Annotated in this window: 10 protein-coding genes; 7 read left to right on the top strand and 3 right to left on the bottom strand. The window is 70.9% G+C overall.

Translation table 11 applies throughout. The features are described from left to right. Positions 1-887: 887 nt before the first annotated feature. The 3 genes from V6U86_RS05040 to groES form a co-directional block, all read right to left on the bottom strand. The gene (locus tag V6U86_RS05040) at positions 888-2,669 is read right to left on the bottom strand and encodes a molybdopterin-dependent oxidoreductase (protein WP_334498914.1); all 1,782 of its coding nucleotides are present in this window, start codon (positions 2,667-2,669) and stop codon (positions 888-890) included. A gap of 134 nt (positions 2,670-2,803) precedes the next feature. After that, positions 2,804-4,444: a chaperonin GroEL gene (gene groL / locus V6U86_RS05035; RefSeq protein ID WP_334498912.1), complete on the bottom strand. Its 1,641-nt coding sequence runs from the start codon at positions 4,442-4,444 to the stop codon at positions 2,804-2,806. 70 nt (positions 4,445-4,514) lie between these two features. After that, positions 4,515-4,829 carry a co-chaperone GroES gene (gene groES, locus V6U86_RS05030; RefSeq protein WP_030330046.1) on the bottom strand — a complete coding sequence of 105 codons (315 nt, stop codon included), beginning with the start codon at positions 4,827-4,829 and terminating at the stop codon, positions 4,515-4,517. A gap of 257 nt (positions 4,830-5,086) precedes the next feature. Here groES and V6U86_RS05025 point away from each other — a divergent pair, with 257 nt between their 5' ends. From V6U86_RS05025 to V6U86_RS04995, 7 genes are all read left to right on the top strand, one after another. Then, on the top strand, positions 5,087-6,283 hold the full coding sequence (locus V6U86_RS05025; RefSeq protein ID WP_334498905.1) for a THUMP-like domain-containing protein: 1,197 nt from the start codon (positions 5,087-5,089) through the stop codon (positions 6,281-6,283). A 10-nt stretch (positions 6,284-6,293) separates the two neighbouring features. Further along, positions 6,294-6,773, top strand: a complete 480-nt coding sequence (gene ybaK / locus V6U86_RS05020; RefSeq protein WP_334498903.1) for a Cys-tRNA(Pro) deacylase — start codon at positions 6,294-6,296, stop codon at positions 6,771-6,773. A gap of 179 nt (positions 6,774-6,952) precedes the next feature. Next, positions 6,953-8,041 (top strand): sugar ABC transporter substrate-binding protein, encoded by a 1,089-nt coding sequence (locus V6U86_RS05015; protein WP_334498901.1) that lies wholly within the window; start codon positions 6,953-6,955, stop codon positions 8,039-8,041. Between the two features lie 113 nt (positions 8,042-8,154). Next, positions 8,155-8,973, top strand: a complete 819-nt coding sequence (locus tag V6U86_RS05010) for an ATP-binding cassette domain-containing protein (RefSeq protein WP_334498899.1) — start codon at positions 8,155-8,157, stop codon at positions 8,971-8,973. Further along, positions 8,970-10,232 (top strand): sugar ABC transporter permease, encoded by a 1,263-nt coding sequence (locus tag V6U86_RS05005; protein WP_334498897.1) that lies wholly within the window; start codon positions 8,970-8,972, stop codon positions 10,230-10,232. Before V6U86_RS05010 ends, V6U86_RS05005 begins: the two co-directional genes overlap by 4 nt. Before the next feature lie 22 nt (positions 10,233-10,254). Beyond that, positions 10,255-11,436 (top strand): ROK family protein, encoded by a 1,182-nt coding sequence (locus V6U86_RS05000; RefSeq protein ID WP_334498895.1) that lies wholly within the window; start codon positions 10,255-10,257, stop codon positions 11,434-11,436. Positions 11,437-11,455: 19 nt separating this feature from the next. Further along, positions 11,456-11,752 (top strand): DUF1707 SHOCT-like domain-containing protein, encoded by a 297-nt coding sequence (locus V6U86_RS04995; protein ID WP_124776155.1) that lies wholly within the window; start codon positions 11,456-11,458, stop codon positions 11,750-11,752. Positions 11,753-11,820: the final 68 nt, after the last annotated feature.

Here is an 11,820-nt window from a genome sequence, read left to right as displayed (position 1 = left end):
CCGCTGGCCGGCACCCGCAACCCGGGGTGCCGGCCAGCGGCCTTTCCGCTACGTCCAACCACCAAACCCCACCAAACCGACCACCAGACGCCACCCCCCGAGACGCCCACCCCCGAGACCCCGCCCACCCCGAGACGCCGAGCGACCACCTGGTGCCCGACGCCGAACGCCGACGCGGATAGGCGACCGCCAACCGCCAACCGCCGTCCGCCAACCGCCGACCACTGACCGCCGACCCGGACCGCCAACCGCCGAGGCGGACCGCCGACCACCGACCACCGACCACCGACCACCAAACGGCGACCACCGACCGCCAAACGGCGACGCGGACCGGCGACCGCCGGCCGCGATGGGGGATCTCGCGCGGCAGGGACCCCTGGGCGGAGGCGGACGGCGTCACCAAGCGGGCTTCGTTTGTAGATCTTGGACACTTTCCGTCCTGAGCGAACGGAAAATGTCCAAGATCTAGATGCCGCGTCCGAAGATCGCCGGTCGACCCGAAGGACAGTCGCGGAAACCTGCGGGCCAGGTCAGGGACGCAGCCAGCGGACCCGCACGGCACGTCGCCCACGGACCCGCAGGCCAGGTCGCCTACAGAAAACCGCTCCCGCACGAACGGGTCGGGACACAGGCCACCGAGCATGTCGGGACACAGAACCGACCCACACAGCAGGTCAGGACACAGACCACCGACCCACACGACCAGGTCGGGGACCAGACCCCACCGACCCGCACAACCGGGTCGGGACACAAACCACTGACCCACACGACCAGCTCGTGGACCAGACCACCAACCCGCACGACCAGGTCGGACAGAGACCACCGACCCACACAGCAGGTCGCGAGCACAGCCACCGACGGCCCCGGGGCGCGACGCTGTGCCGGGGTCAGCGGACGGTGACGGTGACGGTATGCCAGCCGGTGGCGCCGTCCGGGACGACGTCCTGCGTACGCTCGGTTTGGGTTTCACCGGTCGCATCCGTCGCTCGGACCTGAAGCCGGTGATCGCCCGGCGTGGCGTCCCAGCGCCAGGACCACTGCACCCAGGTGTCCACGGACACGGTGGGGGCCAGTGTGGCCTCCTGCCACTGGCCGTCGTCGACACGTACCTCGACTCGGCGGATGCCTCGGTGCTGCGCCCAGGCGACCCCGGCGACGGTCACCGGCCCGGCGGTCAGCCGGTTGCGTCTCCGGGGGGTGTCAATCCGCGACTGGGTCTTGATCGGCCCTTGACGGGACCATCCGCGCGGCACCCAGTACGCGTCGAAGTCAGCGAACCGGGTCAACTCCAGTTCGGTCACCCATTTGCAGGCCGACACGTAGCCGTAGAGGCCGGGAACCACCATCCGGACCGGGAAGCCGTGCTCGACCGGCAGCGGCTCGCCGTTCATCCCGACGGCCAAGAGTGCGTCCCGCCCGTCGCGCAGTGCGGCGGTGGGGGTACCGCAGGTCCAGCCGTCGACCGACCGACCTACGACCTGGTCGGCATCGTCGTCGGGTTCGACCTCGTCGAGCAGTTCCCGAAGGGGTACGCCGAGCCAGCGGGCGTTGCCGATCAGGTCCCCACCCACCTCGTTGGAGACGCAGGCCAGGGTGACGTACCGCTCGACCAACGGTCGGGCCAGCAGATCCGCGTAGCTGTAGGTGCGCTCCTTACCGACCCGCCCGTGGATCCGCAGCTGCCAGGTGTCCGGGTCGACCTGGGGCACCACCAGCGCGGTGTCGATCCGGTAGAAGCCGAAGTTCGGGGTGACGTACGGCGCTAGTTGGGCCAGCGAGAGGTTCGCGCCGGCCGGCACTGCCGGTGCGGGAGCGACCGGCGCGGGCAGGCGGATCGCGTCCCGGGCTGCGGACACGCCGCGCCGACCCGCCAGCCAGCGCCCGCCGAGACCGGCCACCACGGCCGTGCCGAGCAGTACCCCACTTCCGGTGAGGAACCGCCGCCGCGATTCCGGGTCCACGTCGGCGGGCCCGACCGGCTCGACCGCCGGCGTCGGCCCGGCGGAAGACACCGGCGCCGGCCCAGCGGGAGACCCGGAGGTCGGCCCGGCGGGCGACACGGGCGCCGGCTCAGCGGGAGACCCGGAGGTCGGCCCAGCGGGAGGCCCAGAGGCCGGCCCAGCCGGAGACACCGGCGCCGGCCCGGCGGGAGACCCGAAGGGAGGCCCGGAGGCCGGCCGGGCGGGCGACACCGGGCCAGCGGACGGCGTGGGTGGTGACCAGGACCAGGGGTTCATCTCGAACGGTCCGGCGATGAACAGCCAGAGCACCAGGCCGCCGAGACCGGCGCCGACCAGGGACGGCAGTGCGTCGGCGAGGTTCGCCCCGGAGCGGGTCAACGCGGCGGCCACGCCGATGGCGCCGAACGCGCCAATGCCGGCCAGGCCGAGGGCCAGCCGACGAACCGCCAGTACGCCGAGCAGCGCGGCGAAGCCGCCCAGCAACACGGCCGTGCCGACCAGGAGCGCAATCTTGTCGGCGGTGCCGAAGAAGTCGATGGCGAGTTGCTTGAGTGACTCGGGGACGGCGTCGACGATGACCCCGCCGACCGCGACCAGGGGCGCCGACCGGGGGCCGGTCAGCACCGCGACCGGTTCGGCGATCCCGATCGCGACGGCGGCGGCGGTGATTCCGGCCAGCGCGGCGTACCGCCGTGACGTGGTGCTCATCGGCCCAGTGTGCGCGATCATCTCGCCGGGTCGCCAACAACGTCAGCGTTCGGTAATGACCTGTCCGACGGCAGAAACGAGCCGGGGCGCACCGCCGTACGGCGGTGCGCCCCGGAACGGGTGTCGCTACCGGATCAGAAGCCCGGGCCGTGCTGGTGGCCGTGACCGTGGCCGTGCCCACCGGCGGCGGCCGGTTCGGCCTGCTCCGGCTTCTCGACCACGAGGCTCTCCGTGGTGAGCAGCAGACCGGCGATCGAGGCGGCGTTGGTGACCGCGTTGCGGGTCACCTTCACCGGGTCGATGATGCCGGACTTGACCAGGTCGACGTACTCGCCCTTGGCGGCGTCGAGGCCGTTGCCCCAGGTGAGGTCGGCGACCTTCTGGGTCACGACGTAGCCGTCGTGACCGGCGTTCTGGGCGATCCAGCGCAGCGGCTCGACGAGCGCCTTGCGCACGACCGAGACACCGACCTTCTCGTCACCGGTGAAGCCCAGGTCGTCGTCGAGCACCGAGAGGATCTGCACCAGGGCGGCGCCGCCGCCGGGCACAGTGCCCTCCTCGACCGCAGCCTTGGTCGCCGCGATGGCGTCCTCGATGCGGTGCTTGCGCTCCTTCATCTCGACCTCGGTCGCCGCGCCGGCCTTGATGACGGCGATGCCACCGGAGAGCTTCGCCAGCCGCTCGGCCAGCTTCTCCCGGTCCCACTCGGAGTCGGAGGCCTCGATCTCCTTGCGGATCTGGGACACCCGGTCGGCGACGTCGGCCTTCTGGCCACCGCCGTCGACGATCGTGGTGTTCTCCTTGTCGACCACGACGCGCCGGGCGGTGCCGAGCACCTCCAGGCCGACCTGGTCGAGCTTGTAACCCAGCTCCGGGGCGACCAGCTCGGCGCCCGTGGAGATCGCGATGTCCTGGAGCATCGCCTTGCGCCGGTCACCGAAGCCCGGGGCCTTGACCGCGCAGACCTTGAGGGTCTTGCGCAGCGAGTTGACCACCAGGGTGGAGAGCGCCTGGCCGTCCACGTCCTCGGCGATGATCAGCAGGGGCTTGCTGTTCTGCAGGACCTTCTCCAGCAGCGGCAGCAGCTCCTCGATCGCCGAGATCTTCTGGGTGGTGACCAGGATGTACGCGTCCTCAAGGACGGACTCCTGACCCTCCAGGTCGGTGACGAAGTTCGGCGAGATGAAGCCCTTGTCGAACTGGAGACCCTCGGTCACGTCCAGTTCGGTGGTGAGCATCGAGCCTTCCTCGACGGTGATGACACCGTCGCGACCGACGCGCTCCATCGCCTCGGCGATCAGGTCGCCGATCGTGGAGTCCTGCGCGGAGATCGTCGCCACGTTCGCGATCGACTCCTTGCTGGTGACCTCGGCGGCACGGCCGAGCAGCGCCTCGGAGACCTTGACGGCCGCCGCGTCGATGCCCCGCTTGAGGCCGGCCGGGTTGGTCCCGGCGGTCACGTTGCGCAGACCCTCGCGGACCATGGCCTGGGCCAGCACGGTCGCGGTGGTGGTCCCGTCGCCGGCGACGTCGTTGGTCTTGGTCGCCACCTCCTTGACCAGCTGCGCGCCAAGGTTCTCGTACGGGTTGGTGAGCTCGATCTCCTTGGCGATGGTCACACCATCGTTGGTGATCGTCGGCGCACCGAATTTCTTGTCCAGGACGACGTTGCGCCCGCGCGGGCCGAGGGTGACCTTGACCGCGTCCGCGAGGGCGTTGACACCGTGCTCCAGCAGGTGCCGGGCGTCGTCCGAGAAGCTCAGGATCTTCGCCATTAATGTCCCTTCGAAGCGCCATTGCCCCGGCCCGGCGAGCCGGACCGGGGCAATGGAACTGATCGGTTGCTTACTTCTCGATGACCGCGAGGACGTCGCGGGCGGAGAGCACCAGGTACTCCTCGCCGGCGTACTTGACCTCGGTGCCGCCGTACTTCGAGTAGAGGACGGTGTCGCCGACCTGCACGTCAACCGGAACCCGGTTGCCGTTGTCGTCGACGCGCCCCGGGCCCACAGCGAGGACGGTGCCCTCCTGCGGCTTCTCCTTGGCGGTGTCGGGGATCACGATGCCCGACGCCGTGGTGGTCTCAGCCTCGTTCGCCTGGACCACGATGCGGTCCTCGAGCGGCTTGATCGCAACCTTGGTCGCGGTAGTCACGGGCATACCCTCCTGGGGTACTGGTTTCGTTGCTGGCCAGCGGGGCTGACCAGCGTCAATCTGCCTCATGCCACCGGGCGGTGCCGTCGTCGCGGGTGCCGGTCCGCCTGGCGTGCGCACCCGGGTCGCGAGACCCGGAAGCTGGCACCCTCAGGGTGAGAGTGCTAATCGCAGGTTATTCCGTGGCTAGCACTCCGTCAAGGAGAGTGCCAGCGCGTCGCCCCGCCAGGCAGGATTTTCGGCTCGGCCGGGACAATGGCCGGGTGGATCTCGATCAGCTGGCGGCGCTGCGTACCCCCGAGGGGTCGGCCGCGCTCACGGCGGCGGCCGGGCTGGCCGGCGGTGACCCGCTGGCCGCGGCCTCGGCGCTGCGCGCGGCCGGGGTGCCGCCGACGCTGGCCGCGGCGGCACTCACCCAGGCCGAGCTGCGCCACCGGGCGGTCGGCAAGTTCGGCTCGGCCGCCGCTGGGATGTTCCTCACCCGGCCCGGCCTGGAGCAGGCCACCCGCCGGGTGGTTGCCGACCGTCGGGCCGCCCGGTTGTACGCGGCCGGCGTGCGCACCCTGGCCGACCTCGGGTGCGGGCTGGGTGCCGACGCGCTGGCCGCCGCCCGTGCCGGCATCCGGGTGTACGGGGTGGAGGCCGACCCGGTGACCGCCGCGATGGCCGCCGCCAACGCCACGGCGGCAGGCCTGGCCGAGCTGTTCACCGTCGAGTGCGGCGACGCCACCGGGTTCGACGTGTCCCGGGTCGACGGGGTCTTCTGCGATCCGGCCCGCCGGGCGACCGGCACCGGACGACGGATCTTCGATCCGCGCGCCTACTCGCCACCGTGGGACTTTGTCACCGGGCTGGCCGAACGGGTGCCGCGCACCGTGGTGAAGGTGGCGCCGGGCCTGGACCACGCGCTCATCCCGGCCGGCGCGGAGGCGGAGTGGGTCGGCGTGGACGGCGACCTGGTCGAGGCGGCGCTCTGGTGCGGCGAGCTGGCGGAGGCGCCCCGCCGCGCCACCCTCTACCGACAGCGGGGCGCCGAGGCCCACCGTCACCAGCTCACCGGGTCGGGTGCCGCCGAGGCGCCGGTCGGGCCGGTGCGCCGCTACCTGTACGACCCGGACCCGGCGGTGGTCCGCGCGCACCTCGTCGCCGAACTGTCCACCGAACTGGACGCCACCCTGGGCGATCCGAGCATCGCCTACCTCTACGCCGACCAGCCGACCCGCACCCCGTACGCGCGCTGTCTGGAGATCACCGACGTGCTGCCGTTCTCGCTCAAGCGCCTGCGGACGCTGCTGCGCGAGCGCGGCGTGGGCCGGGTGGAGATCCTCAAGCGGGGTTCGGCGCTCACTCCGGAGCAGCTCCGGCGGGACCTGCGGCTGGCCGGGGACGAGGCGGCGAGTCTGGTGCTCACCCGGGTCGACGGCGCACCGACGGTGCTGATCGGGCGGCCGGCCCACTAACGTCGTCGCTGTGGCAGGACAGGGCACACCGGCAACGGCACTGTTGGTCAAGCGGGGGATCGCACATCGCACCCATCCGTACCGGGTGTCGCCGGACGCCCCCAACTACGGCGCGCTGGTGGCGGTGGCGCTCGGCGTGGCGCCGGAGCGCGTGTTCAAGTCGCTGGTGACCGAGGTCGACGGTGCGCTCACCGTGGCGGTCGTTCCGGTGACCGGCGAGCTGGATCTCAAGGCGCTCGCGGCGGCGGTCGGCGGCAAGCGTGCCGCGCTGGCCGAGCGGGCGGTCGCCGAGCGGGCGACCGGCTACGTACGCGGTGGGATCAGCCCACTCGGGCAGCGTCGGCGGTTGCCCACCGTGCTCGACGAGTCCGCGCTGGATCTGCCGACGATCTATGTCTCGGCCGGTCGGCGCGGTCTACAACTCGAACTGGCCGCGGCGGATCTGGTGGCGCTGACCGACGCCCGCACGGCGGCGTTGCAGACCCACTGACGGCAGTCGTTACGTCGACTCCCTCGTGGGATGCCCGGGGAGTAACAGTCGCGTTGCTGAATTGTTATCGCTCCCAACAAACTAGGCACCTGCGCGGTCTTGTGGAGCCGGTGTGACGCGAAATACGTTGCCGGACACAACAAAACAACACCTCCCCCACCTCCGAAAGGACCCTGCACATGCGTAAGGGGCTCCTCACCATCGCCGCCGTGGGCCTGCTCACGACCGGCGGCTTGACCGCCTGCGGCGACGACGCCGGCACCGGCTCGGCCGACTCCAAGAAGACTCCCAAGATCGGCGTGATCCTTCCGGACAGCAAGTCCTCCCCCCGCTGGGAGACGGCGGATCGCCGCTTCCTGGAGGAGGCGTTCAAGGCCGCCGGCGTCCAGTCCGACATTCAGAACGCCCAGAACGACAAGGCCGCCTTCCAGACCATCGCCGACCAGATGATCACCGGCGGCGTCACCGCCCTCATGATCGTCAACCTGGACTCCGGCACCGGCAAGGCCGTGCTCGACAAGGCCAAGTCGCAGGGCATCGCCACCATCGACTACGACCGGCTCACCCTCGGCGGCTCCGCCCAGTACTACGTCAGCTTCGACAATGAGACCGTCGGCAAGCTCCAGGGCGAGGGCCTGGCGAAGTGCCTGACTGAGAAGGGCGCCAAGAACCCCGTCGTGGCGTACCTGAACGGCTCCCCCACCGACAACAACGCCACCCTGTTCAAGGCCGGCTACGACTCGGTACTCAAGCCGAAGTTCGACTCCAAGGAGTACACCAAGGGCCCGGACGACGCCGTGCCGGGCTGGGACGGCCCCACCGCCGCGACCATCTTCGAGCAGCAGCTCACCGCGACCAAGGGCAAGATCGACGGTGTGCTGGCCGCCAACGACACTCTCGGCAACGCCGCCATCTCGATCCTGAAGAAGAACAAGATCAACGGCAAGGTGCCGGTGACCGGCCAGGACGCCAGCGTGGAGGGCCTGCAGAACATCCTCGCCGGTGACCAGTGCATGACCGTCTACAAGGCAGTCCGGGAAGAGGCCAAGGCCGCCGCGGACCTGGCCATCGCGCTGGCCAAGGGCGAGAAGAAGGACACCGGCCAGTCCGTGAAGGACGGTGACCGCGACGTCCCCTCGGTGCTGCTCACCCCGAAGGCCATCTACAAGGACAACGTCAAGGACGTCATCGCCGACGGCTACGCGACCAAGGAGCAGGTCTGCACCGGGGCGTACGCCAAGTTCTGCGCCGAAGCCGGCATCAGCTGACCGACGCCGCAGTACCCGCCGGAACGACCACCGCCGCCCGGCACGGGAGCACCCTCCCGTGCCGGGCGGCGCCCGCCGGACGGGCCCCGACCCTCCCTTAAGAAGGAGACCCCGTGTCCGCGACCCCCCTGCTGGAACTCCGCGGGATCGACAAGAGCTTCGGTCCCGTCCAGGTGCTCCGCGACGTCGCCCTGAGCGTCCACCCGGGCGAAGTGACCGCACTGGTCGGCGACAACGGCGCCGGCAAGTCGACCCTGGTGAAGTGCATCAGCGGCATCTACCCCACCGACGCCGGTGAGGTCCTGTTCAACGGCGAACAGGTGCACATCGGCAGTCCCCGCGACGCCGCCACGCTCGGCATCGAGGTCGTCTACCAGGACCTCGCGCTCTGCGACAACCTGGACATCGTGCAGAACATGTTCCTCGGCCGGGAGAAGCACAGCGGCATCGTCCTGGACGAGCCGACAATGGAACAGCTCGCCGCCGAGACCCTGGCGGGGCTCTCCATCCGCACCGTCACCTCGCTTCGCCAGCACGTCTCCAGCCTCTCCGGCGGTCAGCGCCAGACCGTGGCCATCGCCAAGGCGGTGCTCTGGAACAGCAAGCTCGTCATCCTGGACGAGCCGACCGCCGCCCTGGGCGTGGCACAGACCGCCCAGGTCCTCGAACTCGTCCGTCGCCTCGCCGACAACGGCCTGGCAGTGGTGCTCATCTCGCACAACATGAACGACGTCTTCGCCGTCTCCGACCGGATCGCCGCGCTGTACCTCGGCCAGATGGTCGCCCAGGTGAAGACCACCGACATCACTCACGCCCAAGTGGTTGAGCTGATCACCGCAGGGCGCTCGGGCGGGCTCGGTCTCGCCACCGACCCGGGCAGCAACGGCGACGGCCCGCAGCCGGCCGACTCGATTCCAGGAGGCGTCCGATGACCACCACCGCCGTGCGGAAGGACGGCCCCGCGGCCGTCACACCGCCGCCGACCGTCGGGAGCCACGTCCGCAACTACGTGAGCCGGGTACGCGGTGGCGACGTCGGCGCGCTACCGGCCGTGCTCGGCCTGATCGTGCTCTGCACCGTCTTCGCCGTCATGCGGCCGACGTCGTTCCTGTCGGCAGGCAACTTCGCGAACCTCTTCACCCAGGGCGCGGCGGTCACGCTGATCGCGATGGGCCTGGTCTTCGTGCTGCTGCTCGGCGAGATCGACCTCTCCGCCGGCTTCGCCAGCGGTGTCTGCGCGGCGGTACTGGCCAACGTGGTCACCGTACTCGGCTACCCCTGGTGGGTCGCTGTCCTCGCTGCGGTCGCCACCGGTGTCATCATCGGCACCACGCTCGGGATGCTGGTCGCGAAGATCGGCATTCCGTCCTTCGTGGTCACTCTCGCCGGCTTCCTCGCCTTCCAGGGCGTCGTGTTGCTGCTCGTGCAGGAGGGCACCAACATCTCCGTCCGCGACGAGGTGCTGGTCGCCATCGCCAACCGCAACCTCGCCCCCGCGCTGGGCTGGGCGCTGACCGCCGTCGCCGTCGTCGGCTACGCGGCGGTGCAACTGCTACGCCACCGCAACCGGGCGGCCCGTGGTCTGATCACCGACCCGATCGCGGTGGTGGCGCTGCGGATCGGCGGGCTCGCCGTCATCCTCGGCACGGCGGTGTACGTGCTCAACCTGGAGCGCAGCCGCAACGTCCTCATCGTCTCGCTCAAGGGCGTGCCGATCGTGGTGCCGATCATCGCGGTGCTGCTGGTCATCTGGACCTTCGTGCTCCAACGCACCAGCTACGGCCGGCACATCTACGCCGTGGGCGGCAACCGGGAAGCGGCCCGCCGGGCCGGCATCGGAGTCGACCGGATCCGGATCTCGGTCTTCATGATCTGCTCGTCCATGGCGGCCGTCGGCGGCATCGTGGCGGCCAGCCGGGCCAACTCGGTCGACCCGAACACGGGGGGCAGTAACGTACTGCTCTACGCGGTCGGCGCGGCGGTGATCGGCGGCACCAGCCTCTTCGGCGGCAAGGGCCGGGTCCTCGACGCAGTGCTCGGCGGCGCGGTCGTCGCGGTCATCGAAAACGGAATGGGCCTGATGGGGTACAGCGCAGGAGTCAAGTACGTGGTCACCGGCGTCGTCCTCCTCCTCGCCGCCAGCGTCGACGCGCTCTCCCGCCGCCGCGCGGCAGCCACCGGCACCCGCTGACCGCGCGGGAGGTAGCACCAGCATGCGCCCAGGACCGAGCCAGGATGACGTCCGACGGCAGAACCTCGGGGCCCTGCTGCGGCACGTGCACGTCCACGGGGCGACCACGCGCGCCGAACTGACCACAACGCTGGGCCTCAACCGCAGCACCATCGGCGCGCTCACCGCCGACCTGTCCGCAGTGGGACTGGTCAGCGAGGGCGCGCCAAAGGAAACCGGCCGGGCCGGTCGACCGTCACTTGTCGTCCGGCCCGAGTCGGCTCGGGTGTACGCGTACGCGTACTCGGTGGAGGTGGACCGGCTGCGCGCGGCCCGGGTCGGGCTGGGTGGCGCGGTCCTGGACCGGCGGGATCTGGACCGGCCGCGCGGCCTGCTGGCCGCGGAGGCCGCGCCGCTGCTGGCCGGCGCGGTCAAGGAGATGCAGCAGATGGTGCCGGCGGACGCGATCTGCGTCGGTGCCGGCGTCGCGGTCTGCGGCATGGTCCGCCGCGACGACGGCCTGGTCCGACTCGGCCCCGCCACCGGTTGGGTGGACGAACCGATCGGCGCCACCCTCGCCGACGAGTTGGGCATCGACGTGCCGATCACAGTGGGCAACGTGGCCGACGTCGCCGCGTTCGCCGAGCACGCACGAGGTGTGGCGGCGGGTTGCGACAACGTCCTCTACCTGTACGGCGACGTCGGCGTGGGTGCCGGCATCATCGCCGGTGGGCGTCGACTGACCGGGCACGGTGGGTACGGCGGCGAGGTCGGCCACATGAAAGTGGTCCGTGACGGCCGGCCCTGCGAGTGTGGCGCCCGGGGCTGCTGGGAGACCGAGATCGGTGAGCACGGCCTCCTGCGCGCCGCCGGACGCTCCGAGGCCCGGGGCCGCGACGCGCTGCTGGAGGTCTTCGACGCGGCCGACCGGGGAGACGCCCGGGCCCAGACGGCGGTCCGCCAGGCCGGCGACTGGCTCGGCTTCGGGGTGGCCAACCTGGTCAACGTCTTCAACCCCGAGATGGTCATCTTCGGTGGGACCATGCGTGACCTCTACCTCGCGGCGGCTGCCCAGATCCGTAGTCGACTCAACTCCAACGCACTCGGTGCCTGCCTGGAGCACGTCCGGCTGCGCACACCGCAACTGGGGGCGGACGCGCCCCTGATCGGCGCCGCCGAGTTGGCCTTCGAACGGCTCCTCGCCGACCCCCTCGACGTGGGCTGATCCGCGTACGCTGTCCGGCGTGGATGTCGAGCTGCGCGCCTCCGACGACGACCGCAACCGGGTGGTCGCCGCGCTGCACCAGCACACTGCGGCGGGCCGGCTGACCCTGGACGAGTTCTCCGAGCGGGCCGGTGCGGTGTGGACGGCCCGCACCCTCGGTGACCTGGCCGCGCTGACCCGCGACCTACCGGCCCTGCCGGACCCGATCGTCGACGCCGGCCCGGTCGGGCGCGGGCGTCAGGAGTTGCTGATGGTCTTCGCCGCCGCGGCGCTCACCCTGCTGCTGCTCGGCGGCCTGCTCGCCGTCACCCGCTGATCCGGGTCGCCGTGCGATGAACTGATCGCACGATCAGTCCGTACCAGTGGGCGGACGGGCAACCGGCA

Source organism: Micromonospora sp. CPCC 205558 (genome assembly GCF_036902955.1).
GTDB lineage: Bacteria > Actinomycetota > Actinomycetes > Mycobacteriales > Micromonosporaceae > Micromonospora.
The sequence above is the reverse complement of the archived record's forward strand: the minus strand, read 5'-3'. Positions and strand labels throughout refer to the sequence as shown.

Bases quoted from the DNA above. Each gene is read 5' to 3' on its own strand.
- V6U86_RS05040 (WP_334498914.1), bottom strand. From the start codon at position 2,669: ATGAGCACCACGTCACGGCGGTACGCCGCGCTGGCCGGAATCACCGCC.
- groL (WP_334498912.1), bottom strand. From the start codon at position 4,444: ATGGCGAAGATCCTGAGCTTCTCGGACGACGCCCGGCACCTGCTGGAG.
- groES (WP_030330046.1), bottom strand. From the start codon at position 4,829: ATGCCCGTGACTACCGCGACCAAGGTTGCGATCAAGCCGCTCGAGGAC.
- V6U86_RS05015 (WP_334498901.1), top strand. From the start codon at position 6,953: ATGCGTAAGGGGCTCCTCACCATCGCCGCCGTGGGCCTGCTCACGACC.
- V6U86_RS05005 (WP_334498897.1), top strand. From the start codon at position 8,970: ATGACCACCACCGCCGTGCGGAAGGACGGCCCCGCGGCCGTCACACCG.
- V6U86_RS05000 (WP_334498895.1), top strand. From the start codon at position 10,255: ATGCGCCCAGGACCGAGCCAGGATGACGTCCGACGGCAGAACCTCGGG.